The following is a 24,186-nucleotide window of genomic DNA, read 5'->3' on the forward strand; positions in this document are numbered from 1 at the left end:
CGTCTCCTTCTTGTTTTCCACAATTGTGCTTCCACCGGCGACGACCCGCCGGTCGCCCGGTTCAGTCGTCGTCGCCGTGCAGCCGCCGGCGTACGGACAGCAGCTCCACTTCGGGCCGTGCGGCGACCAGGCGCTCGCAGCGGTCCATGACGTCCGTCAGGTGTCCGGCGTCCCCGGACACCACCGCCAGGCCGATACGGGCCCTGCGGTACAGGTCCTGGTCTCCCACCTCCGCGACGCTCACCGCGTACTTGCGGTGCAGCTCGGCGACGATCGGGCGGACGACGGAGCGCTTCTCCTTCAGCGACCGTACGTCGCCGAGAAGCAGGTCGAAGGACAACGTCCCTACGTACATGCAAGACGGGTCAAGCCACCCGTGGGGCCTTCGGGGTGCCTCCCGGCGTCGGCCGGAGGCGTGCGTGTCAGTTCGAACCGTACACGGAACGACCGGGGCCGATCGACGGATATTCCCGCCGACCGGCCCCGGCCCGCCCGCCGCCCGGCCACCGTTCCTGGTGGACCGCACACCGGGCGGACTACTGCAAGATCAGCCGCGCGGCTTCTCCCGCATCTCGTACGTCGCGATGACGTCGTCGACCTTGATGTCGTTGAAGTTGCCGAGGTTGATACCGCCCTCGAAGCCTTCGCGGATCTCGGTGACGTCGTCCTTGAAGCGGCGCAGACCGTCGATGTTGAGGTTCTCCGCGACCACCTTGCCGTCGCGGATGAGGCGCGCCTTGGTGTTCCGCTTGACCTCGCCGGAGCGGATGAGCACACCCGCGATGTTGCCCAGCTTGGACGACTTGAAGACCTCGCGGATCTCTGCCGTACCGAGCTCGACCTCTTCGTACTCCGGCTTGAGCATGCCCTTGAGGGCCGCCTCGATCTCCTCGATCGCCTGGTAGATGACCGAGTAGTACCGGACGTCGACGCCCTCGCGCTCGGCCATCTGCGTGGCGCGGCCCTCGGCCCGCACGTTGAAGCCGATGACGATCGCGTCGGAGCCGGACGCCAGGTTGATGTCGGACTCCGTGACCGCACCGACGCCGCGGTGCAGCACCCGGATGTCGACCTCTTCGCCGACGTCGAGCTGGAGCAGCGAGGACTCCAGGGCCTCGACCGAACCGGACGCGTCGCCCTTGATGATGAGGTTGAGCTGCTGGACCTCGCCCGCCTTGAGCACCTTGTCGAGGTCCTCGAGGGACACCCGGCGGGTGCGCTTGGCGAACGCGGCGTTGCGCTCGCGCGCCGCACGCTTCTCGGCGATCTGGCGCGCCGTACGGTCCTCGTCGACGACCAGGAAGTTGTCGCCGGCGCCCGGGACGTTGGTCAGACCCAGGACCAGGACGGGGGTCGACGGACCCGCTTCCTCGACGTGGTTGCCCTTGTCGTCGAGCATCGCGCGGACCCGGCCGTAGGCGTCGCCCACGACCATCGTCTCGCCGACGCGGAGGGTACCGCGCTGGACCAGGACGGTCGCCACGGCGCCGCGGCCGCGGTCGAGGTGGGCCTCGATCGCGATGCCCTGGGCGTCCTGGTCGGGGTTGGCCCGCAGGTCGAGGGCGGCGTCCGCGGTGAGGACGACGGCCTCGAGCAGCTGCTCGATGTTGGTGCCCTGGCGGGCGGAGATGTCGACGAACATGGTGTCGCCGCCGTACTCCTCGGCCACCAGGCCGAACTCGGTCAGCTGACCGCGCACCTTGGTCGGGTCGGCGCCCTCGACGTCGATCTTGTTGACCGCGACCACGATCGGCACGTCGGCCGCCTTGGCGTGGTTCAGGGCCTCGATCGTCTGCGGCATGACACCGTCGTTGGCCGCCACCACGAGGATCGCGATGTCGGTCGACTTCGCACCGCGGGCACGCATGGCGGTGAACGCCTCGTGACCCGGGGTGTCGATGAAGGTGATGCGACGCTCTTCGTCGTTGACCTCGGTCGTGACCTGGTAGGCACCGATGTGCTGGGTGATGCCACCGGCCTCGCCCGCGACCACGTTGGTCTTGCGGATCGCGTCCAGCAGGCGGGTCTTACCGTGGTCGACGTGACCCATGACGGTCACCACCGGCGGACGCGAGGCCAGCATCTCCTCGCCGCCCTCGTTCTCGCCGAACTCGATGTCGAAGGACTCGAGCAGCTCGCGGTCCTCCTCCTCCGGGCTGACGATCTCGACGTTGTAGTTCATCTCGCCGGCGAGGAGCTGCAGCGTCTCGTCGGAGACGGACTGGGTCGCGGTGACCATCTCGCCCAGGTTCAGCATGACCTGGACCAGCGACGCCGGGTTGGCGTTGATCTTCTCCGCGAAGTCCGTCAGCGAGGCACCGCGCGAGAGGCGAACGGTCTGGCCGTTGCCGCGCGGCAGCATGATGCCGCCCACGGACGGGGCCTGCATGGCCTCGTACTCCTGGCGGCGCTGCCGCTTCGACTTGCGGCCACGACGCGCCGGACCGCCGGGACGGCCGAACGCACCCTGCGTGCCACCACGGCCACCGGGACCACCCGGACGACCGCCGAAGCCGGGACGACCGCCGAAGCCGCCGCCACCACCGGCACCACCGGGACCGCCGCCACCGGGACGACCGGCGAAACCGCCGCCGCCACCCGGACGACCGCCACCGCCGCCGCCACCGGGACGACCGGCGAAGCCACCGCCGCCACCGGGACGACCGCCGCCGCCACCGGGGCGACCGGCACCGCCGGGACCGCGACCGCCGCCGCCGGGGCCCGGACGCGGGCCGGCAGCCGGACGCTGCGGCATCATGCCCGGGTTCGGGCGGTTACCGCCGCCGGGACGCGGGGCACCACCGGGCGCCGCACCCTGCGGACGCGGCATGGCACCGGGGGTCGGACGCGCGCCGCCCTGGCCGCCACCCTGCGGACGCGGACCACCCTGGCCGCCGCCCTGCGGACGGGGACCGGGCTGGCCGGGACGCGGGGCGCCACCGGGCCGCGGGGCCTGCGGACGGGCCATGCCCGTGGAGCCACCGGAGGTGAAGGGGTTGTTGCCCGGGCGCGGACCGGCCGGACGGGGCCCACCGGGACGCGCCGACTGGCCACCGGAACGCGGGGCATTGCCGCGCGACTGGCCCTGGCCGGGCGCGGGACGGCCGCCGGGACGCGGGCCCGGAGCAGCACTCGGGCGGGGGCCCTGGGCTGCGGGGGCCGGCGACGGCGGGGCCTGGAACTCCGGCTGCGCGGGCGCGGCCGGGCCGGGCTTGGGCGCCGCCGGACGGGCCGGGGCAGGCCGCGGACCCGGGGTGGGGCCGGCGGCAGGCTTGGAAGCCACGGGGGTCACCGGGGCCTCCGGGGCTGCCGGAGCAGCCGGGGCCTCCGGGGCAGCCGGGGCCGCGGGGCCCGGCTTGGGGGCGCCCGGCTTCGGGGCAGCCGGACGCGCCGCCTGCGCCGGAGTGGGCGCGGACGGCTTCGCGGGGGCCGACTTGCGCGGCGCCGCGGGCTTGCCGGCGGAACGGCCGCCGCCGCTGCCCGCCTGGAAAGCGTCGGTCAACTTGCGAACAACCGGCGCCTCGATCGTCGAGGACGCCGAACGGACGAATTCACCAAGTTCTTGGAGCTTGGCCATGACGACCTTGCTCTCAACACCGAACTCCTTGGCGAGTTCGTAAACCCGGACCTTAGCCACTTCGCTCCTTCTAGGTCCGGGTGTCCACCGGACCGTCGCTACTTCATGGGCGTACTCATCGCGTACTCATCGAGTGCTCATCGCAATCTCGACCTACTTCCGACTCGCGAGGTACCTGACCGCACGGTTTTCCGTGCGCTGTGCGTTTCTTGCTGTGCGTTATCGCCATGCCGGCTGCTCAACCCGCGCCCCCTTCGATGAACCGGCGCAACTCCGCCGTGTCGAACGGGCCGCGGCCCCGGTAGGCCCGGGGAAACGCCCGGCGGCGAACCGCCAGGTCGAGGCAGACCTGTGTCCGGTGCACATAAGCACCCCGGCCGGGCAGCGTACCGCGAGGATCGGGGACACACTCGCCCTCGATCTCCACGATGCGCAGCAAATCGCCCTTGGCCGCTCGCTCCCGGCACCCCAGACACGTGCGCTCAGGGCATGCGCGGGCATGCGTCCGGCCAGACACTGCTTAAGTCTACCTCCCCACGGCCGCTCCACCCCGATGGGGTAAAGCCCGATCCGCTGCTCAAGAATTCCGCGCGGGCCGCCGCGGCACCACTTCTTTTCGTCCGCCGCGGCCCGTTGTGCCGGTGGCTCAGCCCTGCGCCGGCGCGTGCTCGGTGTCCGGACGGATGTCGATCCGCCAGCCCGTGAGCCGCGCCGCGAGCCGGGCGTTCTGCCCTTCCTTGCCGATGGCCAGCGACAACTGGTAGTCGGGAACCGTCACCCGCGCGGAGCGGGCCGCCATGTCCACGACCTCGACCTTGCTGACCCGGGCCGGCGACAGCGCGTGCGCCACCAGCTCGGCCGGGTCGTCCGACCAGTCGACGATGTCGATCTTCTCGCCGTTGAGCTCGGCCATCACGGCCCGCACCCGGCCGCCCATCGGGCCGATGCACGCGCCCTTGGCGTTCAGCCCGGAGCGCGTCGAACGCACCGCGATCTTCGTCCGGTGGCCGGCCTCCCGCGCGATGGCGGAGATCTCCACCGAACCGTCGGCGATCTCCGGCACCTCCATGGCGAACAGCTTCTTCACCAGATTGGGGTGGGTGCGCGACAGGGTGACCGAGGGGCCGCGGACGCCCTTGACGACGCGCACGACGTACGACCGCAGCCGCGTGCCGTGCGTGTACTCCTCGCCCGGGACCTGCTCCTGCACCGGCAGGATGGCCTCCAGCTTGCCGATGTCGACCAGGACGTTCTTGGGGTCCTTGCCCTGCTGGACGACGCCGGTGACGACATCGCCCTCCCGCCCGGCGTACTCGCCGAACGTGATCTCCTCCTCGGCGTCCCGCAGCCGCTGCAGGATGACCTGCTTGGCGGTGGTCGCCGCGATCCGCCCGAAGCCGGACGGGGTGTCGTCGAACTCGCGCGGCTCGGCACCCTCCTCCAGGTCCTCCGGGTCCTCCTTCGCCCACACCGTCACGTGGCCGGTGTTGCGGTTCAGCTCCACGCGCGCCCGGCGGCGGCTGCCCTCGGTGCGGTGGTACGCGATGAGGAGGGCCGACTCGATCGCCTCGACCAGCAGGTCGAACGAGATCTCCTTCTCCCGCACCAGACCCCGCAGGGCACTCATGTCGATGTCCACGGCTACGCCTCCTCCTTGTTCTCGTCGTTCTCGTCGTTCTCGTCGTTCTTGTCGATCTCGTCGTTCTGCTCGCGCTGGGCGGGCCGCGCGGGCCTGGGGTTGAACTCCAGCTCGACCCGCGCCTTGGCGATCTCCGCGAACTCGACCCGGCGGGCGGTCGGCTTGCGGCCCTTGACGCCCGGCACCTCGAGGTCCAGTCCGCTGTCGTCCATGGCGATAATCCGTGCGACCAGGTCGCCGCCCTCGTGGAGGCGGGCCTTGATCAGGCGGCCGACGGCGCGGCGGTAGTGCCGCGGCGAGGTCAGCGGCCGGTCGGCGCCCGGCGAGGTCACCTCAAGGGTGTACGGGGCGCCGCCCATCGCGTCGGTGTCGTCCAGGACCTTGGACGCCTCGCGGCTCAGCTCGGCGCATTCGTCCAGCTGGACGCCCTCGTCGGAATCGACCACGATCCTCAGCACTCGGCTCTTGCCTGCCGGTGTCACCTCGATCTCTTCCAGATCCAGGTCTCGCGCGGCGACGAGCGGTTCAAGCAGTCCGCGCAGCCTCTCGCTCTGGGTGGTGCTCATCCGGGTGACTCCTCGGCCGCGTGTGCTGTTGTGGTTAGGTCGCGTGTCGGGTCAAAGCCTATCGGTTCCGGCGGGGTACTGACGATTCGGTGGGGGGTCACGGATACCCTCGCCTGCGGTGATCACTACGGAAGACCCCGGGAAGTGCAACGTGCCGAAAGTGGCGCTCACACGCAGAACGACCCTGCTGGCCGGCGCCGCCCTGGGAGGTGCGGCGCTGCTCTCCGGCTGCGCCGACGAGGCCCGGCCCGCCCCGGAGGCGGCCGAGCGCTCGGCCGCCGCGGAGCGGGTGCGGACGCACGCGGCCCGGGACAGCAGGGCACTGCTCGCACGGTACGACGCGACGCTCGCGGCGCATCCCGGGCTGGGGGCGCGGCTGCGGGTGCTCCGGGACGAAGTCGCCCACCACATCGAGGCGTTCACCTCCGGTGCGCCGTCCGCGGCGCCCTCGGCGTCCACGGCGTCCACGGCGTCGACCGCTTCCGCCGCCTCCGACAGCGCGCCCGGCGTGCCGGCCGACGAGCGGAGCGCCCGCGCGGCGCTGGCCGACGCCGAACGCACGCTCGCGGATTCCCGCACCGCGGCGCTGGTGTCCGCGCCGCCCGAACTCGCCCGGCTGCTCGCCTCGGTCGCGGCCGCCGGGGCGGCCCATGCGTACCTCCTGACCGAGGCGTAGTGAGGCGGGAGCCGCCGGGACCGGCGCCGCGCAGGAGGCACACCCTCCTGGGCCGTCCGGGCCACCCGACCACCGCCACGCGGCGACAGCAGCAGCCCGCAACGTAGGGCGCGGAGCCGACCGCGACGCACCCCCGCACCAGAGAGAAAGAACGGGCCATGACGAGGACACGCACGCAGCGCGACGGGGATCGCGACCGGGACGAACTGGCCGCGACGCAGGCCGCGCTGGCGGCCGAGCACGCCGCGGTGTACGGGTACGGCGTGGTCGGCGGGCGGATCGGGGCCGGGCGCCGTACGGAGGCACAGGGCGCGTACGACGCGCATCGGGCCCGGCGGGACGCGCTGCGCCGCACCGTGCGGGAGCTCGGCGGCGCGCCGCAGGCCGCGGCCGCCGCCTACGAGCTGCCGTTCCCGGTGCCGGACGCGCCCGCCGCGGCGCGGCTGGCCGCGGAGCTGGAGGACCGGGTGGCGGCCGTCTACGCGGACCTGGTCCGGGCCGCCGGCGGGGCGCACCGCAAGGAGGCGGCGGCGGCGCTGCGCGAGGCGGCGGTGCGCGCGGTGCGCTGGCGGGGCAGCGGCGTAGCCTTCCCTGGGCTCGTGGAGCGGGCCGCGGCGCCCACCCCGTCGGGCGCCGCGGGCCCCGACGCAAACGCGCTCTGAACGACCGGCCGCGACCGCGGCGACTCCCCCACGATAAGGACAGCTCAGGCATGGCAACGGCACCCATCGAACCGCCGCAACGCTTGGTGAGCGCGCTCGGCGGCGATCCGGAGGGCCCCGTCCGGGCCTGGCTGGCGGCGCTGCCGGAACTGGTCCAACAGCGGTTGGATTCCTGGGAGTTGACGCTGGATCGGGTGCACGCGCCGGGTGGTAGCAGCAGTCTGGTGGCGTTCGTGCGGCAGCAGGACGGCACGCCGGCGGCCCTGAAGTTCCCGGTGCCGGGGCGGGCCGCCGCGCAGGAGGCGGCGGCGCTGCGGGTGTGGGACGGCTGGGGCGCGGTGCGACTGCTGCGGTCCGACGAGGCCAGCGGCGCGCTGCTGTTGGAGCGGTTGCAGGGGTCGGTGTCGCTGCGGTCGCTGCCGGAGGCCAAGGCGCTGCTGGAGGCGGCCGGCACGGTGCGCCGGCTGTGGGTGGCGCCGCCGGCGGGGCATCCGTTCGCGACGGTGGCGGAGCGGGTCGCGGCGGACGCCGAGCGGCTCCGGGCCGCCGGGGACTCGGCGGGTGCCGGGCCGCTGGTGGACGAGGCCCTGGAGCTGGGGCGGTCGCTGCCGGCCGGGGCGGCGGAGGAGTTCGTGCTGCACGGCGCGTTTCGGCAGGGCAAGGTGCTGGCCGGGGAGCGGGCGCCGTGGCTGGCGGTCGGGCCGGCGCCGCTGGTGGGCGAGCGGGCGTACGACCTGGCGCGGTTGGTGCTGGACCGGTTCGAGGATCTGCTGGCCGGGTCGGGGGCGGCCGCGGTGGCCCGCCGGCGGGTGGCCAAACTGGCCGACTCGCTGGACGTGGACCGGGAGCGGCTGCGCGACTGGACGCTGTACCGGGCGGTGCGCGCCGGGGTGCGGGAGTCGGTGTCGGGTGACCGGCGGCGCGGCGAGTCGCTGCTGGAGTTCGCGGCCTACGTGTAGCCGCCGACCGGGCACGCCGGACAGCGGAACGGGCCGGCGGGGCGGGTGCCCCGGCCGGCCCGTTGCCGTTGCGCGGTCAGGCGCTGAGGCGGGCGACGGCCTCGGCGACCGTCAGCTCCTCGCGCTCGCCGGTGCGGCGGTCCTTGACCTCCACGACGCCCTCGCCGGCGCGGCGGCCGGCGACCACGATGGTCGGCACGCCGATCAGCTCCGCGTCGGTGAACTTGACGCCGGGCGAGACGCCGGGCCGGTCGTCGACCAGGACGCGCAGGCCGGCGGCGCCGAGCTGGTCGGCGACGTCCAGGGCGAGTTCGGTCTGCTTGGCCTTGCCCGCGGCGACGACGTGCACGTCGGCGGGGGCCACCTCGCGGGGCCAGCACAGGCCCTTGTCGTCGGCGTGCTGCTCGGCCAGCGCGGCGACGGCGCGCGAGACGCCGATGCCGTACGAGCCCATGGTCACCCGGACCGGCTTGCCGTTCTGGCCGAGCACGTCGAGTTGGAAGGCGTCGGCGTACTTGCGGCCCAGCTGGAAGATGTGGCCGATCTCGATGGCGCGGTCCAGCTTGAGGCCGGTGCCGCAGTTCGGGCAGGGGTCGCCCTCCTGCACCACGACGACGTCGACGTACGCGTCGACCTCGAAGTCGCGCCCGGCGACGACGTTCTTGGCGTGCAGGCCCTCCTTGTTGGCGCCGGTGATCCAGGCGGTGCCGGGCGCGACGCGCGGGTCGGCCAGGTACGTCACCTTCTCCAGGCCCTGCGGGCCGACGTAGCCGCGCACGAGGTCGTCGCGGCCCACGAAGTCCTCGGCGGTGACCAGTTCCACGACGGCCGGGGCGAAGTGCGCCTCGACCTTGCCCATGTCGACCTCGCGGTCGCCGGGCACGCCCACGGCGACGATCTCTCCGTTGACCTTCACGAGGAGGTTCTTCAGGGTGGCGGAGGCCGACACGTCGAGGTGCGCGGCGAGCGTCTCGATGGTGGGGGTGTCCGGGGTGGGGATCTCTTCGAGCGCGGGTGCGCCGGCGGCGTCCACCGGCTTGAGCTCGTAGGTGATCGCCTCGGTGTTGGCCGCGAAGTCGCAGCTCGGGCAGTCGGCGAAGACGTCCTCGCCGGCCGCGGCCGGGGCCAGGAACTCCTCGGACTTGGAGCCGCCCATGGCGCCGGCGATGGCGGCGCAGATGCGGTAGTCCAGGCCGAGCCGCTCGAAGATCCTCTGGTACGCGGCGCGGTGCAGCGCGTAGGACTCGGCCAGGCCCTCGTCAGCCGTGTCGAAGGAGTACGAGTCCTTCATCTGGAACTCGCGGCCGCGCAGGATGCCGGCGCGCGGGCGGGCCTCGTCGCGGTACTTGGTCTGGATCTGGTAGAGGATCACCGGCAGGTCCTTGTAGGACGTGCACTGGTCCTTCACCAGCTGGGTGAAGATCTCCTCGTGGGTCGGGCCGAGGAGGTAGTCGCCGCCCCTGCGGTCCTTGAGGCGGAACAGCTCGGCGCCGTACTCCTCCCAGCGGCCGGTCGCCTCGTAGGGCTCCTTCGGCAGCAGGGCGGGCAGCAGGACCTCCTGGCCGCCGATGGCGTCCATCTCCTCGCGCACGATCCGCTCGATGTTGGCGAGGACCTTCTTGCCGAGCGGCAGCCAGGACCAGACACCGGCGGCGGTGCGGCGCACGAAGCCCGCGCGCACCAGGAGCTTGTGGCTGAGCACCTCGGCGTCGGCCGGGTCGTCGCGCAATGTCTTGAACATCAAGCGGGACATGCGCTGGACCTGTGCGGCGTGGGCCATGGGAGTTTCTCCTGCGTAAGAAAGGTGACTCCCTGGAGGTTAGCCGGAGGGGTGTGGCCCAAGGAAATACGTATCCGCTGCGCTGGGCCTGCCTGCCGCGTTGCCGGCTCTCCCGCCGTGGTCCGATCAGCGGCGTTGCAGGGGAAGGGGGGCGCCCATCACGGCGTAGGGGGTGGGGGCGCTGGGGAAGAGGACCCGGCGGGCGATGTCCTGGTAGCCGAGTGAGCGGTAGAGGCCGCGGGCGGGGCTCTCGGTGTCGATGGCGGAGAGGATGCTGCGGGGTTCGGCGGCGTCGTCGGTGATGGCGGTGATCAGGGTGCGGCCGATGCCGTGGTTCTGGTAGGCGGGGTGGACGTGCAGCTCGGTGATGACGAAGGAGTCGTCGAGCCAGTGGTCCAGGCCCTGGCTGCACAGGTAGGGCTCGACGACGGTGGACCACCAGTAGGCGCGGTCGTTGGGCATGCCGTAGACGAAGCCGATGAGCCGGCCGGCGGGGGTGGTGGCGCCGAGGGCGCGGGCGCCGCGGCAGCCGAGGTGGCGCAGCACGATGTGGCGGCGGACGGCGATCTCGTCGTCGCTGAGCCCGAATGCGAGGGCCTGCACGGCCAACGCGTCGTCCACGCGAGCGGCGAGATCGAGGGGGCCGACCGCGACGTCATCCATGCTCGGAGCGTACAAGGCCGGGCCTCAGAAAAGTACGCTCATGAACGCGCCGACTTCCTCGAAGCCCACTCGGCGGTAGGCGGCGCGGGCTGCGGTGTTGTAGTCGTTGACGTAGAGGCTGACGACCGGGGCGACGTCGTGGAGGGCGTAGCGGAGCACGGCGGCCATCCCGGGTTCGGACAGGCGCCGGCCGCGGTACGCGGGATCGACCCAGACGCCCTGGATCTGGCAGGCGAGCGGCGTGGCGGCGCCGATCTCGGCCTTGAAGATCACCCTGCCGTCCTCGATGCGGGCGAACGAGCGGCCGGCGCCGACGAGTTCGGCGACCCGGGCCTGGTAGAGCAGTCCGCCGTCGCCGGCGAGCGGGGAGATGCCGACCTCCTCGGTGAACATCGCCACGCACGCGGGCATGATCACGTCGAGTTCGTCCTTGCGGATCCGCCGGACGTAGGGGTCGGGCGCGACCTCGGTGGACGGGGCGCGGGTGACCATCAGCGGCTGGTGGGCGCGGATCTCGCGGGCCGGGCCCCAGTGGGGTTCCAGCAGTGACCAGAGTTCGGCGGTGGGGCCGGCGGGGCCGACGATGGAGGAGCAGCGGCGGCCCTGGCGGCGGGCGCGGTCCGCGAAGCCGCGGATGGCTTCGGGGGTGGCGCAGACGGGGACGAGGTTGGCGCCGGAGTAGCAGAGGGACTCCAGCCGGCCGCCGACGTACCAGCCCCACATCTCGCCGCCGAGCCGCCAGGGGTCGAGGCCGGCGACCTGGACGCGGGCGGCGACGAAGGCGTTGGCCACCGGCTCGCGGTCCAGGACCGCGAGGGCCGCTTCGAGCTCTCCCGGTTCGAGGACCTTGAGGGCGGTGGTCGTCAGCACGTGTCGGAAAGCCTCACCGTTGTGGGGCCTGGGAGGCCAGGCGGGAGCAGGTCCTGGCACTGTACCTCCACCGACGCGGGGGCACCCGGGCTCCCTTGGGGCGGACGGGCGCGAGCCCCGCGGCCCGGGGTGGGCGGCGGGGCTCGTGTGCGGCGGGTGCGGCGGCGGTCAGCCGGCGGCGGTGACGACCGGCTCGCCGGAGGCGACGCCGTCGGCCTCCATCTGCGCGGCGATCTTCATAGCCTCTTCGATCAGGGTCTCGACGATCTTGGACTCGGGGACGGTCTTGATGACCTCGCCCTTGACGAAGATCTGGCCCTTGCCGTTGCCGGAGGCGACGCCGAGGTCGGCCTCGCGGGCCTCGCCGGGGCCGTTGACGACGCAGCCCATGACGGCGACCCGGAGCGGGACCTCCATGCCCTCCAGGCCCGCGGTGACCTCGTCGGCGAGCTTGTAGACGTCGACCTGGGCGCGACCGCAGGACGGGCAGGAGACGATCTCCAGGCGGCGGGGGCGGAGGTTGAGGGACTCCAGGATCTGGATGCCGACCTTGACCTCTTCGACGGGCGGCGCGGAGAGCGAGACCCGGATGGTGTCGCCGATGCCCTCGCTGAGCAGGGCGCCGAAGGCGACCGCCGACTTGATGGTGCCCTGGAAGGCCGGGCCGGCCTCGGTGACGCCGAGGTGGAGGGGGTAGTCGCACTGGGCGGCGAGCTGGCGGTAGGCGTTGACCATCACGACCGGGTCGTTGTGCTTGACCGAGATCTTGATGTCGCGGAAGCCGTGCTCCTCGAAGAGGGACGCCTCCCACAGGGCGGACTCGACCAGGGCCTCGGGGGTGGCCTTGCCGTACTTCTTGAGCAGGCGCTGGTCGAGGGAGCCGGCGTTGACGCCGATCCGGATCGGGGTGCCGGCGTCGGAGGCCGCCTTGGCGATCTCCTTGACCTTGTCGTCGAACTGCTTGATGTTGCCGGGGTTGACCCGGACCGCGGCGCAGCCGGCGTCGATCGCGGCGAAGACGTACTTGGGCTGGAAGTGGATGTCCGCGATCACCGGGATCTGCGACTTCTTCGCGATCACCGAGAGCGCGTCGGCGTCGTCCTGGGTGGGGCAGGCGACCCGGACGATCTGGCAGCCGGAGGCCGTCAGCTCGGCGATCTGCTGGAGCGTGGCGCCGATGTCGGAGGTCCGGGTGGTCGTCATCGACTGCACCGAGACCGGTGCGTCTCCGCCCACGGCGACCGTACCGACCTGGATCTTGCGGCTGACCCGGCGGTCGGCAAGCTTGGTCGGTACGTCCGGCATTCCCAGTGCGATGGCAGTCATCTGGCGAGCAACCCCAAGGTATGGATCAAGGCCCGGATTCGGCGGGCTCCGGTCATCGAGCCTACGGCACCCGGGTTGCCGGAAGCACATCGAACCCTGACGCCCCTCGAAAGGGGGCGGCCGGGCACGCCCATACGGTGGCAGCGTGCCCGGCCGGACGATTCACGGACGACGGGGCTATGTCAGCTTCACCGGGTTCACCACGTCGGCGACCAGCACCAGCAGGGTGAAGCAGATGAAGATCCCGGCGACGACGTAGGCGATCGGCATCAGCTTGGCGACGTCGAAGGGGCCGGGGTCGGGGCGCCGGACGACCTTGGCGAAGGCCCGCCGCAGCGACTCCCACAGGGCGCCGGCGATGTGGCCGCCGTCCAGCGGCAGCAGCGGCAGCATGTTGAACAGGAACAGCGAGAGGTTGAAGCCGGCGACCAGGAAGAGCATGGTCGCCACCCGCTGCTCCGGCGGGATGTGCAGGGAGAAGACCTCGCCGCCGACCCGGGCCGCGCCGACCACGCCCATCGGGGAGTCCTGCTTGCGCTCGGCGCCGTTGAAGACCGCGTTCCACAGGTCGGGGATCTTGCCGGGGACCTGCACCAGCGACTGCACGCCCTGCGTGACCATGTTGCCCATCCGGTCCACGGACTGGCCGAAGGTCTGCTGGACGATGCCGCTGGCCGGGGTGAAGCCGAGGAAGCCGGCGGTGACGTACTCGCCGGGGACGTAGCCGCCGTGGCCGTCGGTCCTGGCGACCTTGTTCTCGATGAGGTCGGCCTGCAGGGTCACCTTGGCACCGTGCCGCTCGACGCCGAGGGTCGCCGGTCCGGTGGTCCTGCGGATCTGCTCCTGGAGGGTGCCCCAGTCGGGGACGGCGCGGCCGTTGAAGGTGACGATCTTGTCGCCGGCGCGCAGGCCGGCCGCCTTGGCCGGGGAGTCCTTGGCGCCGGCCGGGCACTTGTCGGTCTTGGCGGAGGCCGAGATGACGCAGTCGGAGACCGAGCCGACCTGGGTGGTCTGGGTGTTGATGCCGAAGCCCATCAGCACGCTCATGAAGATCACCACGGCCAGGACCAGGTTCATGAACGGCCCGGCGAACATCACGATGACGCGCTTCCACGGCTTGCGCGTGTAGAACAGCCGGTGCTCGTCGCCGGGCTGGAGCTCCTCGAAGGCCGCCGAGCGGGCGTCCTCGATCATGCCGCGGAACGGGGAGGTGGAGCGGGCCTGCAGCTTCCCGTCGTCACCGGGCGGGAACATGCCGATCATCCGGATGTAGCCGCCCAGTGGGACCGCCTTGACGCCGTACTCGGTGTCGCCCTTCTTCCGGGAGAAGAGCGTCGGCCCGAAGCCCACCATGTACTGCGGCACGCGGATGCCGAACATCTTGGCCGTGGTGAGGTGGCCGAGCTCGTGCCAGGCGATGGAGAACAGCAGGCCGACGACGAAGACGACTATGCCGAGAATGGTCATCCAGGTCGTCATGCGCGAGCCTCCGATGGGGTGCGTGCCGCCGCGGCGGCCAGTTCGCGGGCGCGGGCGCGCGCCCAGGTCTCGGCCTGCAGGACGTCCGCGACGGTGAGGGAGGTTCCACCGCCGGACGTGCCGGAGGGCCGGGCTCCGTCGTGCTGCTGCTTCATCACCGCTCCGGATGCCAGTCCCTCGTCGACCACTGCGGCGACCGTATCCACAATCCCTGTGAACGGCAGCCCGCCGGTGAGGAACGCCTCGACGCACTCCTCGTTGGCGGCGTTGAAGACGGCCGGGGCGGTACCGCCCAGTTCACCGACCCGGCAGGCCAGCGGCACGGACGGGAAGGCTTCCTCGTCGAGCGGGAAGAACTCCCAGGTCCGGGCCTTCGTCCAGTCGATGCCGGGGGCCGCGTCGGGGACCCGGTCGGGCCAGCCGACGCCCAGCGCGATCGGCATCCGCATGTCGGGCGGGCTGGCCTGGGCGAGGGTGGAGCCGTCGGTGAATTCCACCATCGAGTGGACGTAGGACTGCGGGTGGACGACGACCTCGATGCGGTCGAAGGGGACGTCGAAGAGCAGGTGCGCCTCGATGACCTCCAGGCCCTTGTTGACCAGGGTGGCGGAGTTGATGGTGACGACCGGACCCATCGACCAGGTGGGGTGGGCCAGCGCCTGCTCGGGCGTGACGCCGGCCAGTTCGCGCCGGGTGCGGCCGCGGAACGGGCCGCCGGAGGCGGTGACCACCAGCTTGCGGACCTCGGCGCGGGTGCCGCCGGTCAGCGCCTGGAAGAGCGCGGAGTGCTCGGAGTCGACGGGGATGATCTGGCCCGGCTTGGCGACGGCCTTGACCAGCGGGCCGCCGACGATCAGCGACTCCTTGTTGGCGAGGGCCAGCACCCGGCCGGCCTTCAGGGCGGCGAGGGTGGGGGCGAGGCCGATGGAGCCGGTGATGCCGTTGAGGACGGTGTGGCACTCCGAGGGGCCGGCGGCGGCGAGCTCGGTGGCCGCGTCGGGACCGGCGAGGATCTCCGGCAGCACCTCGCCCGCGCCGTAGCGCGCGGCCAGCGCCTCGCGGAGCGCGGGCACGGCCTCCTCGCGCGCCACCGCGACGGCGGCGACCCGCAGCCGGTGCGCCTGCTCGGCCAGCAGCTCGACCCGGCCACCGGACGCGGCGAGCGCGGTGACCCGGAACCGGTCGGGGTTGCGCAGCACGATGTCGATGGCCTGGGTGCCGATCGAGCCGGTCGAGCCGAGGATCACGATCTCCCGGGGGCCGGCCGGGTGGCCGGCGGCCGGCTCGAAGCGCAGGTGCGGGTGGGCGAGGCTGTCCGTCATGTGGTCCATTGTGGCCGGTCGGCACGGTGCCCCGGCCACCGAGGGCGCCCGCACCCCGTACGGGCGACGCGCGGGCCGCCCGTACGAAGCGGTGCGGGTTTACCGGAAGGGCCGGCGGGCGTTGTCCTTGGTGCTCCGGCCGGGGGCGGCCTCGGCGATCCAGGCACCGTCGCCGCTGGGGTCGACGACGCCCTCCTCCAGCCAGGTGTAGCGACCGCCGAGGACGCCGGAGACGACCTTGCGGTCCAGTTCGTCGGTGTTGGTCCACAGCCGGTGGAACAGTTCCTCGACGCGGATCCGGGCCTGCCGGCAGAAGGCGTCCGCCAGCTGGTACGCCTCCTGGCCGTGGGCGCCGGTGAGCCGCAGGTGCTCGGCCCGGACGCAGGCCGCGCTCATCGCGAACAGCTCCGCGCCGATGTCGACGATCCGGCCGAGGAAGCCCTGCTTGGTCTCCATCTTCCCCTGCCAGCGGGACATCGCGTAGAAGGTGGACCGGGCGAGCTTGCGGGAGGTCCGCTCGACGTACCGCAGATGGCCCGCCAGTTCACCGAACTCCTGGTAGGTGCGCGGGAGTTGGCCGGGGCCGGCGACGAGCTTGGGCAGCCAGCGGGCGTAGAAACCGCCGGCCTTGGCGGCCGCCCGGCCCTTGTCGGCCAGCGACTTGTCGGGGTCGATGAGGTCGCCGGCGACGGACAGGTGGGCGTCCACCGCCTCGCGGGCGATCAGCAGGTGCATGATCTCCGTGGAGCCCTCGAAGATCCGGTTGATCCGCATGTCCCGCAGCGTCTGCTCGGCCGGGACGGCGCGTTCGCCGCGGGCGGCGAGCGAGTCGGCGGTCTCGAAGCCCCGGCCGCCGCGGATCTGGACCAGTTCGTCGGCGATCCGCCAGCCCATCTCGGAGCCGTAGAGCTTGGCGAGGGCGGCCTCGATGCGGATGTCGTTGCGGTTCTCGTCGGCCATCTGGGAGGCGAGGTCCACGACGGCTTCCAGGGCGAAGGTGGTCGCCGCGATGAAGGAGATCTTGGCGCCGACCGCCTCGTGTTTGGCGATCGGGCGGCCCCACTGCTCGCGGGCGCCGGACCACTCGCGGGCGATCTTCAGGCACCACTTGCCGGTGCCGGCGCACATCGCGGGCAGCGAGAGCCGCCCGGTGTTGAGCGTGGTCAGGGCGATCTTCAGGCCGGCGCCCTCGGGGCCGATGCGGTTGGCGGCCGGGACCCGCACCCGGTGGAAGCGGGTGACGCCGTTCTCCAGGCCGCGCAGGCCCATGAAGGCGTTGCGGTTCTCGACGGTGATACCGGGCGAGTCCGCCTCGACGACGAAGGCGGTGATGCCGCCCTTGTGCCCCTCGGAGGCGGGCACCCGGGCCATCACCACCAGCAGGTCGGCGACCACGCCGTTGGTGGTCCACAGCTTCACGCCGTCGAGGACGTAGTCCTCCCCGTCGGGGACCGCGGCAGTCGCCAGCCGGGCCGGGTCGGAGCCCACGTCGGGCTCGGTGAGCAGGAACGCCGAGATGTCCGTACGGGCCAGCCGCGGCAGGAACGTCTCCTTCTGCTCCTGGGTGCCGAAGAGCTTCAGCGGCTGCGGTACGCCGATCGACTGATGCGCGGAGAGCAGCGCACCGATCGCCGGGCTGGCCGAGCCGACCAGGGCGAGGGCGCGGTTGTAGTAGACCTGGGTGAGCCCGAGACCGCCGTACTTGGGGTCGATCTTCATGCCGAGGGCGCCCAGTTCCTTCAGGCCGCGGACGGTCTCGTCCGGGATGCGGCCCTCCCGTTCGATGCGGGCGCCGTCGATCTCCGTCTCGCAGAACTCCCGCAGCGTGGCCAGGAACTTCTCGCCGCGCCGGACGTCGTCCACCGCGGGGGTGGGGTGCGGATGGATGAGGTCGAGCCGGAAGCGCCCCAGGAACAGCTCCTTGGCGAAGCTGGGCTTGTGCCAGTCCTGCTCACGGGCCGCCTCGGCGACCTGGCGGGCTTCGCGCTCGGAAACGTTGCGGATGGACGGAGCGGTCATCAGGAGCTCACCTCGCCGCGGATCGGGAGTTCTGCCGGCGGACCGGTCGGCCGCCGGGCAGTGCTACTTGTGACAAGTACCCGATCCGCGCGGGTTGCACCAGCGGAGCGGAGGCCGGGATGGGGGTACCCCCCATGTCCTTAAGACATGGGGGAGGGTCCCCGCCAAGGGCGCGACGCGCGGCGCCGGGCGGCCTTCCGGCGGGGGTGCGGCATACCGCGCTGGTTGTACGCGCGGGGCGGCTCCTCCCCCCGCCGGTACGGCCCCGCATCCGCCTCGGTCAGGAGGATCCGGGGCGGAACGGGGCCGTAGCGTCTGAAGTCCGGGCTGGCGGGGGGCAGTGCCGGCAACGGGGAACGCGGCGCGCTCCGGAAACAGGGTGCCGGAGCGCGCCGCGCGAGGGGGGCCGGCGCCGGGGGGTGCGCCGGCCGGGACCTGGCGGGCGGTACGGCCCAAGGGATGGCCGTCGCTGTCCACCGGACCAGGCCGGATCACAGGGGGTGCGGGCGGGCCGGGGCGACCGGCCCGCCCGGTTCCGGGATTTCCCGGCGCCTTACAGGTCCAGTCCGGTGAGGATCAGGACCCGCTCGTAGGTGTAGTCGTCCATGGCGTAGCGGACGCCCTCGCGGCCGACGCCGGACTGCTTGACGCCGCCGTAGGGCATCTGGTCGGCGCGGTAGGACGGCACGTCGCCGATGACCACGCCACCGACCTCCAGCGCGCGGTGGGCGCGGAAGGCGGTCCTGGCGTCGTGGGTGAACACGCCGGCCTGGAGGCCGAACTTGGAGTCGTTGACGGCTGCGAACGCCGCGTCCACCCCGTCGACCTTCTGGAGGGTGAGCACCGGGCCGAAGACCTCCTCGGTGGCGAGGGTGGCGCCGGCCGGCACGTTCTCCAGCACGGTCGGCGCGTACGAGGCGCCGTCGCGCTTGCCGCCGGTGAGGAGCCTGGCGCCGCGCTCGACGGCGTCGTCCACCCAGGACTCCACGCGCTGGGCTGCGGCCTCGCTGACCAGCGGGCCGACCTCGGTGGCCGGGTCGGTCGGGTCGCCGGTGACCTGGGCCTCGACCCGCTCCACGACCTTGGCCACCAGTCGGTCGTAGACCGAGGCGTCGGCGATGACCCGCTGCACCGAGATGCAGGACTGGCCGCCCTGGTAGTTGGAGAAGGTGGCGATGCGCTGCGCCGCCCAGTCCAGGTCCTGCTCGGAGGACCAGTCGGGCAGGACGACGGCCGCGCCGTTGCCGCCCAGCTCCAGGGTGCAGTGCTTGCGCGGCACCGAGTCGAGGATGGCGTAGCCGACCGTGTCGGAGCCGGTGAAGGAGATGACCGGCAGCCGCTCGTCCTGGACCAGCGCCTCCATGCGGTCGTTGGGGACCGGGAGGATCGACCAGGAGCCGGCGGGCAGGTCGGTGCCGGCCAGCAGCTCACCGATGATCAGGCCGGAGAGCGGGGTGGCCGGGGCCGGCTTGAGGATGATCGGGACGCCGGCGGCGATGGCCGGGGCGATCTTGTGGGCGCAGAGGTTCAGCGGGAAGTTGAACGGCGCGATGCCCAGGACGGTGCCGCGCGGGAAGCGGCGGGTCAGCGCGAGCCGGCCGGCGCCGCCCGCGTCGGTGTCCAGGCGCTGCGCCTCGCCGCCGTTGAAGCGGCGGGCCTCCTCGGCCGCGAAGCGGAACACGGAGACGGCCCGGCCGACCTCGCCGCGCGCCCACTTGATGGGCTTGCCGTTCTCCGCGGAGATCAGCTGGGCGATCTCCTCGGTGCGCTCCACCAGCCCGCGCACCACGTGGTCCAGGGCAGCGGCCCGCACGTGGGCGGGGGTCGCGGCCAGCTCGTCCTGGACCGCGACGGAGGCGGCGACGGCCTCCTCGACCTGGGCCTCGGTGGGCACGCTCACCGTGCCGACGAGGCGGCCGTCCCAGGGGGAGGTGACATCGAAGGTGGTCTCGCCGGTGGCCTCACGGCCGGCGAGCCAGAAGGCGGTGGGGGCTGCAGCAGTGTTCGGCACAGTGGATCCCGGCCCTTCAGTGATGGTGGGTGGTGCGCGCGCAGCTCTGGGAGCGGCTTGGCGTGGACTCTGCAGCCCACCGTAGGGGTGCGACGCCCTCCTGACGCTTGTCCGAAGCGGCGTAATCCGCGGGGGCGTCTCTCCGTGGTGGAGTCCAGGACCCCGCAGCGACACGACTTCGCAGGCCGGACGGCCCCTGGCGGTGCGACCGGGCCGCCGCGCCGGCCCGTCACCGGCGCGTCCTACTCCCCCGCCCGCTCCGACGTCGCCTTCAGCGCCAGCCACAGCTCCATCCGGACGTCCGGGTCGTCCAGCGAGCGGCCCAGGATCTCCTCCACCCGCCGCATCCGGTACCGCAGGGTGTGACGGTGGACGCCCAGGTCGGCGGCGGCCGCGTCCCACTGGCCGTGCCGGGCGAGCCAGGCCCGCAGGGACGCCACCAGGTCGCCGCGCCCGGTCGCGTCGTGCTCGCGCAGCGCGCGCAGCAGGCCGTCGGCGAAGGCCCGTACCGCGTCGTCGGCGAGCAGCGGCAGCACCGAGCCGGCCGCCACGTCCTCGTGTTCCACCAGGGTGCGGCCGCGCCGGCGGGCGACGGAGAGCGCCTGCTCGGCCTGGCGGTAGGCATGGGCGGCGGCCATCGGACCGGTGGGGGCGGAGAGGCCGATGGCCACGCCGTCGCCCTCCCGGCCGGTGCCGGGCCGGGAGTTCCGGCCGCGCGGGCGCGGCTGTGCGCCGAGGCGGGCCTCGGCCTCGGCGGCGAACGCGGCGCAGGCGTCCGCGGCCGCGCCGCCGTCCGTGACCAGCACGATCAGCCGGCCGCCGTCCGGTACGGCGAGCACCGCCTCGCCGGTGCGGGCGGCGGCGGACTCCATGGCGTCGGCGAGCGCGTCCAGGACGGGCGCGGCGCCGGCGCCCGACGGCGCGGGGGGTCCCCCCGGCTCGAACGAGGCCGGGAGCTTGGGGGAGGCCGGCTGGTCGTCGGCGGGCACCGGCTCGGCCACCACCATCCGGAACGGGGCGTCCAGCAGCCCGCCGTAGAGCCGCCCGGCCACCGCCCTGGCGTGGTCGGGTTCGCCCGCGAGCAGCATCTTCAGCACCGCGTCGCCCAGCCGCTGTTCGGCGTCCTGGAGCGCCCGGGACCGCTCGGTGGTCAACGTCAGCAGCGCGACCGCCGAGTTCACCGCGTACCGCTCGGCGGTACCCAGCGACGCGCCGGTCCCCACGGCGAGCACCCCGCGGGCCCGGCGCCCGGTGCCCAGCGACTGGAGCTCCACCCGGTCGTCGCCGTCGGTGTCGCTGACGACGGAGCTGGCCGGTGCCGGGCGCTCGCGCAGCCGCGCCACGTCCTCGGCGAGCCGGGCCGCCCGCCGCGCCGCCCACTCGGGGGCGGCCGCCACCACCGCTCCGGACGCGTCGTAGAGCGCCGCCCAGCCGTTCAGGTGCGCCGCGAGCCGGGCCAGCAGCTCGGCCGGCCCCTCGGCGCTGAGGGCCGCCCGGGTCAGCTCCCGCTGCGCCTCGAAACCGGCGGTCACCGCGCGGTACTGGTCGGCCGCCACGGACGCCGACACCGCCTTGCTGATCGCGATGAAGGGCGTCCGGCGCGGCACCGCGAGCAGCGGCAGGTGGTGCCGGCGCGCCGCCTCGACCAGCGCCTCGGGCACCCCCTCGTAGTTCACCCCGACCGCGAAGCCCAGCCCGACCACGCCGGCCTCGGCGACCCGCCGCACATACCGGTCCGCGGTCTCCGGATCCTCCGCGTCCAGCTTGAGCGCGGTGATCAGCAGCAGTTCCCCGCCCTCCATGTACGGCACCGGGTCGATCAGCTCGCTGGCGTGCGCCCAGCGCACCGGGACGTTCAGCTGGTCCTGGCCCGCGAGCACGGTCAGCTTGAGCGCGGTGTGGTTGACCAGGGAGGCGAGGGTGTGCGGCATGGGACCTTCGATGGCTCCGGCGGACGGCACGACCGCGACCGGCTGCCGAGTACCCCTGCCGGCCTCCTGCCGACTCCCGCCGATCGTCCGCGCCGCCCGTATGAACGGCTGGCGTGTACGCCGCCCCGTATGAACGGCTGCTGCCGATTCTGCCTCAACGGACGGTTTCGCGAACACTCCCCGACGACGGACGGATCACGACGGATGACGGAGCACCCTGCGGCCCCTCCGCCCTCCCCTTCCTCCCTTTCCTCCCCTTCCCCTCCGGGCCGAGGGCCGCGCCTCGCCCCGGGGAAGGGGACGGGGGTGGTCAGGAGCGGAGGTCGACGAGGACGGGCGGGGCGTGCTCCCCGTCGACCGTGGTCACCGACAGCACCGCGTGCCCGGCCGGCAGCGCGTTCGCAAGGTCGGACGCGGACCATCGCTCGCGCTCGACGGTGCGGACGGTGATGGCCTTGGAGGTCGCCGCCTTGCCGGTGACCAGCTGACGGACGATGTGGAACGCCTTCATCCCGGCGCCGTGCGCAATGATCTGACGGTCCGTCACATCACGTGTCTCCACCCATTCCTTGCCCCACACCTCGGCGAACGGCGCCCCGTCCCAGGGCGTGACGCCCGCGAACGCCATCCGACAGCCGACCGAGCCGAGCAGCGCACTGCGCAGCGCCTCGGGCACGTCGTCCAGCGACCGCAGGGTCAGCACGGCCCCGGCGTTGGCCGAGCGGAGGCGCTGGAGGCCGCGCAGCGCCTCCGCGGTGATGGTGTGCGCTGCCTCGTCGAGGACCAGGCAGGCGAACAGGGAGCGGTCGGCACGGGCCACCGCGCACTCGGCGAACTGGGCCAGGACCAGCCGGGCGAGGATCCGGGACGCCTCGGCGTGGCCGCGCTCGGGCAGCTCGATGCGGACCCGGAGCGGGTGGTCCAGGGCGCGTAGCGAGACCTGCCGGGTGGACCCTGTGGGGTCGAAGAAGGCGGCGAAGGCGGGGCGGTCCAGGAGCGCGATCCGGTCCGCGAGGAGGAGGGCGACATCGCCGGGGCGCTCCGACTGGCGGGCGCGGGCGTCCAGTTCGCGCAGCAGGGTCTGATCGCCGGACGCCTCCAGCGCGGTGCGCAGGGCGGTCACCGCCGACGGCGCACCGTCCAGCAGTTCGCGCAGCTCGGGCACGGTCGGGAAGCGGCCGTGGGCGGCGCGGAACGGGCCGAGCAGCTGGGCCAGGGCGGTCGCCGCGCGCCGGCTGTCGCCGCCGGGCAGCTGCTCGGCGAGGTCGCCGACCAGCGCCTCGGCCAGGATGCCGGACGCCTCGTCGGGATCGGTGGTGCCGCCGTAGAGGTCCAGGTCGCAGTCCGGATCGGGGCGACCGATCCGGACCACCACGTCGAACGCGTCGTCGGGACCGAGCGCGGACCCGGCCGGGCCGACCGCGACGACCGCGCACTGCCCGGCCAGCGCCTGCAGGCACATCGCCTCCACGACCGGACGCACCAGCCGGGTGGTCTTGCCGCTCCCGGCGGGCCCGACGGCCAGCAGCGAGGTGCCCAGCACCCGGGGCTCCAGCGCGCAGCCGCAGCCCCGGTGTTGGTACGGATTGCGCGGGTGGTCGGCCGCGGTGCCGATCCGGACCTGGTGCGCGAGCAGGTCGTGCCGGGCGGTACGACGGGCCAGGTCGCGCTGCCCCGAGGGATGGGCGCAGGCCGCGGCGCCGTGCCGCAGAACGGTGTCGGTGAAGGAGGCCAGGGAGTTCCGGCCGGCCCGCACCGAACGCCACGCCCGGCCGATGCGCGCCACGTCCACGTCGTTCATCGCGCCGCCGCGGGCCTCGGCGGTGAGCCGGTCGGCGGCGTCCGGCGCGCCGTGCGCCCGGAGTTCGGGCCACTGCGCCGGATCACTGGCCGGTTCGGGCGCGGCCGCGGGGGCACGGTCGCGGAGGCGGCGGACCAGAGGCGTGATGAACCGGCGGATCAGCTCGGGCCAACGACCGAGACGACCGAAGACGAACGCGATCCCGAGGATCCACAGCCCGTAGTAGGCGTTGCTGGCCACCAGGAACGCCGTGCGGTCTCCGGACGTGCGCGCCGCGGCCCAGGAGTCCGGCCGGAGGAGTTGGAGAGGCCAGTACCAGTAGGGGCCGAGATATCCGTTCCACAGCAAGGACCACAGCAGCCACCCGCACAAAAACGAGATGATCGCCCCACTGATCAGTTGCCGGGCAGGCACCCGGTCGGGTTCCTCCGCCCTTCGGGGCCGATGTCCGTACGTCCAGATCCCGGGCGGCGCGGACGGCCGCGGCGTGCGCAGCCAGCTGAGCAGCGCCGACTGCCCTCCCGGGGGGCCGGCAACGGCGGGCGGGGCAGTGGGCATGGCCGGTGCCCCCGGCGGAACGGCGGGTGACGGCGGCGTGCGCGGAACCGCGGGACGCGGCACTGCGGGTTCGATTCGGTGTGCTCCGCCGGACGGCGGAGCTGCGGCGGTGTGCTGTGCGTCCTGCGTGCCCTCGGTGTCCATCCGGTGCCCCTTGTCCCCCTTGAGACGTGGCCTGCCGCGTCGGTTCGCCGGCCTGTCGTTGTCATGCCCGCGCGGGCGCGCCGTCGCCGGGCGTGCCGCCGCTCAATTTACTGGCCGCGCCCCGTCGCTATGTCCGGTGCGGACAACGCAACACGCGCACTTCTCCCGAACGGAACATGCCAGACCCGACCCACCGCCCCTAA

The 24,186-nt window shown here is 73.1% G+C and carries 18 protein-coding genes; 3 read left to right on the top strand and 15 right to left on the bottom strand.

Annotated elements, in window-relative coordinates; genetic code table 11:
* Positions 1 to 61 precede the first annotated feature (61 nt).
* From MOV08_RS13125 to rimP, 5 genes are all read right to left on the bottom strand, one after another.
* The gene (locus MOV08_RS13125; RefSeq protein ID WP_039632291.1) at positions 62 to 355 is read right to left on the bottom strand and encodes a DUF503 domain-containing protein; all 294 of its coding nucleotides are present in this window, start codon (positions 353 to 355) and stop codon (positions 62 to 64) included.
* Positions 356 to 547: 192 nt separating this feature from the next.
* Complete coding sequence (gene infB, locus MOV08_RS13130) at positions 548 to 3,637, bottom strand: translation initiation factor IF-2 (protein WP_275307576.1); 3,090 nt, start codon at positions 3,635 to 3,637, stop codon at positions 548 to 550.
* A gap of 178 nt (positions 3,638 to 3,815) precedes the next feature.
* Complete coding sequence (locus MOV08_RS13135; protein WP_275307577.1) at positions 3,816 to 4,094, bottom strand: YlxR family protein; 279 nt, start codon at positions 4,092 to 4,094, stop codon at positions 3,816 to 3,818.
* 129 nt (positions 4,095 to 4,223) lie between these two features.
* On the bottom strand, positions 4,224 to 5,216 hold the full coding sequence (nusA, locus tag MOV08_RS13140; protein ID WP_067346538.1) for a transcription termination factor NusA: 993 nt from the start codon (positions 5,214 to 5,216) through the stop codon (positions 4,224 to 4,226).
* Between the two features lie 2 nt (positions 5,217 to 5,218).
* Complete coding sequence (gene rimP, locus MOV08_RS13145; RefSeq protein ID WP_275307578.1) at positions 5,219 to 5,782, bottom strand: ribosome maturation factor RimP; 564 nt, start codon at positions 5,780 to 5,782, stop codon at positions 5,219 to 5,221.
* Between the two features lie 160 nt (positions 5,783 to 5,942).
* Here rimP and MOV08_RS13150 point away from each other — a divergent pair, with 160 nt between their 5' ends.
* From MOV08_RS13150 to MOV08_RS13160, 3 genes are all read left to right on the top strand, one after another.
* On the top strand, positions 5,943 to 6,458 hold the full coding sequence (locus tag MOV08_RS13150; protein WP_275307579.1) for a hypothetical protein: 516 nt from the start codon (positions 5,943 to 5,945) through the stop codon (positions 6,456 to 6,458).
* Between the two features lie 158 nt (positions 6,459 to 6,616).
* Entirely contained in the window at positions 6,617 to 7,120 is a 504-nt protein-coding gene (locus MOV08_RS13155) for a ferritin-like domain-containing protein (protein ID WP_275307580.1), read from the top strand.
* A 50-nt stretch (positions 7,121 to 7,170) separates the two neighbouring features.
* Positions 7,171 to 8,079, top strand: coding sequence for an aminoglycoside phosphotransferase family protein (locus MOV08_RS13160; RefSeq protein WP_039632301.1), 909 nt, complete (start codon positions 7,171 to 7,173; stop codon positions 8,077 to 8,079).
* A 76-nt stretch (positions 8,080 to 8,155) separates the two neighbouring features.
* Here the strand turns inward: MOV08_RS13160 and MOV08_RS13165 are convergent, their stop codons facing one another.
* From MOV08_RS13165 to MOV08_RS13210, 10 genes are all read right to left on the bottom strand, one after another.
* Positions 8,156 to 9,859: a proline--tRNA ligase gene (locus MOV08_RS13165; protein WP_275307581.1), complete on the bottom strand. Its 1,704-nt coding sequence runs from the start codon at positions 9,857 to 9,859 to the stop codon at positions 8,156 to 8,158.
* Between the two features lie 126 nt (positions 9,860 to 9,985).
* Positions 9,986 to 10,522 carry a GNAT family N-acetyltransferase gene (locus tag MOV08_RS13170; protein ID WP_039632305.1) on the bottom strand — a complete coding sequence of 179 codons (537 nt, stop codon included), beginning with the start codon at positions 10,520 to 10,522 and terminating at the stop codon, positions 9,986 to 9,988.
* 24 nt (positions 10,523 to 10,546) lie between these two features.
* A complete protein-coding gene (locus MOV08_RS13175; RefSeq protein ID WP_275307582.1) occupies positions 10,547 to 11,392 on the bottom strand; it encodes a GNAT family N-acetyltransferase in 846 nt (281 codons plus the stop codon).
* 168 nt (positions 11,393 to 11,560) lie between these two features.
* Positions 11,561 to 12,718, bottom strand: coding sequence for a flavodoxin-dependent (E)-4-hydroxy-3-methylbut-2-enyl-diphosphate synthase (gene ispG / locus MOV08_RS13180; protein WP_039632309.1), 1,158 nt, complete (start codon positions 12,716 to 12,718; stop codon positions 11,561 to 11,563).
* Between the two features lie 177 nt (positions 12,719 to 12,895).
* Positions 12,896 to 14,197, bottom strand: coding sequence for a M50 family metallopeptidase (locus tag MOV08_RS13185; protein ID WP_275307583.1), 1,302 nt, complete (start codon positions 14,195 to 14,197; stop codon positions 12,896 to 12,898).
* Positions 14,194 to 15,519 carry a 1-deoxy-D-xylulose-5-phosphate reductoisomerase gene (gene dxr / locus MOV08_RS13190; protein ID WP_275307584.1) on the bottom strand — a complete coding sequence of 442 codons (1,326 nt, stop codon included), beginning with the start codon at positions 15,517 to 15,519 and terminating at the stop codon, positions 14,194 to 14,196. The genes MOV08_RS13185 and dxr overlap by 4 nt, the downstream gene beginning before the upstream one ends.
* A 99-nt stretch (positions 15,520 to 15,618) precedes the next feature.
* The gene (locus MOV08_RS13195) at positions 15,619 to 17,538 is read right to left on the bottom strand and encodes an acyl-CoA dehydrogenase family protein (RefSeq protein ID WP_039632313.1); all 1,920 of its coding nucleotides are present in this window, start codon (positions 17,536 to 17,538) and stop codon (positions 15,619 to 15,621) included.
* Positions 17,539 to 18,091: 553 nt separating this feature from the next.
* Positions 18,092 to 19,549: an aldehyde dehydrogenase family protein gene (locus MOV08_RS13200; protein ID WP_039632315.1), complete on the bottom strand. Its 1,458-nt coding sequence runs from the start codon at positions 19,547 to 19,549 to the stop codon at positions 18,092 to 18,094.
* A 242-nt stretch (positions 19,550 to 19,791) separates the two neighbouring features.
* Positions 19,792 to 21,480, bottom strand: coding sequence for a PucR family transcriptional regulator (locus MOV08_RS13205; RefSeq protein WP_275307585.1), 1,689 nt, complete (start codon positions 21,478 to 21,480; stop codon positions 19,792 to 19,794).
* 310 nt (positions 21,481 to 21,790) lie between these two features.
* Positions 21,791 to 23,983: a type IV secretory system conjugative DNA transfer family protein gene (locus MOV08_RS13210; protein WP_275307586.1), complete on the bottom strand. Its 2,193-nt coding sequence runs from the start codon at positions 23,981 to 23,983 to the stop codon at positions 21,791 to 21,793.
* Positions 23,984 to 24,186 lie beyond the last annotated feature (203 nt).

Origin of the sequence: Streptomyces yunnanensis (assembly GCF_029011865.1) — a bacterium.
Classification (GTDB): domain Bacteria; phylum Actinomycetota; class Actinomycetes; order Streptomycetales; family Streptomycetaceae; genus Streptomyces; species Streptomyces yunnanensis.

Bases quoted from the DNA above. Each gene is read 5' to 3' on its own strand.
- MOV08_RS13125 (WP_039632291.1), bottom strand. From the start codon at position 355: ATGTACGTAGGGACGTTGTCCTTCGACCTGCTTCTCGGCGACGTACGG.
- MOV08_RS13155 (WP_275307580.1), top strand. From the start codon at position 6,617: ATGACGAGGACACGCACGCAGCGCGACGGGGATCGCGACCGGGACGAA.
- ispG (WP_039632309.1), bottom strand. From the start codon at position 12,718: ATGACTGCCATCGCACTGGGAATGCCGGACGTACCGACCAAGCTTGCC.
- MOV08_RS13195 (WP_039632313.1), bottom strand. From the start codon at position 17,538: ATGACCGCTCCGTCCATCCGCAACGTTTCCGAGCGCGAAGCCCGCCAG.
- MOV08_RS13210 (WP_275307586.1), bottom strand. From the start codon at position 23,983: ATGGACACCGAGGGCACGCAGGACGCACAGCACACCGCCGCAGCTCCG.
- MOV08_RS13205 (WP_275307585.1), bottom strand. From the start codon at position 21,480: ATGCCGCACACCCTCGCCTCCCTGGTCAACCACACCGCGCTCAAGCTG.
- rimP (WP_275307578.1), bottom strand. From the start codon at position 5,782: ATGAGCACCACCCAGAGCGAGAGGCTGCGCGGACTGCTTGAACCGCTC.
- dxr (WP_275307584.1), bottom strand. From the start codon at position 15,519: ATGACGGACAGCCTCGCCCACCCGCACCTGCGCTTCGAGCCGGCCGCC.
- MOV08_RS13170 (WP_039632305.1), bottom strand. From the start codon at position 10,522: ATGGATGACGTCGCGGTCGGCCCCCTCGATCTCGCCGCTCGCGTGGAC.
- MOV08_RS13165 (WP_275307581.1), bottom strand. From the start codon at position 9,859: ATGGCCCACGCCGCACAGGTCCAGCGCATGTCCCGCTTGATGTTCAAG.
- MOV08_RS13160 (WP_039632301.1), top strand. From the start codon at position 7,171: ATGGCAACGGCACCCATCGAACCGCCGCAACGCTTGGTGAGCGCGCTC.
- MOV08_RS13185 (WP_275307583.1), bottom strand. From the start codon at position 14,197: ATGACGACCTGGATGACCATTCTCGGCATAGTCGTCTTCGTCGTCGGC.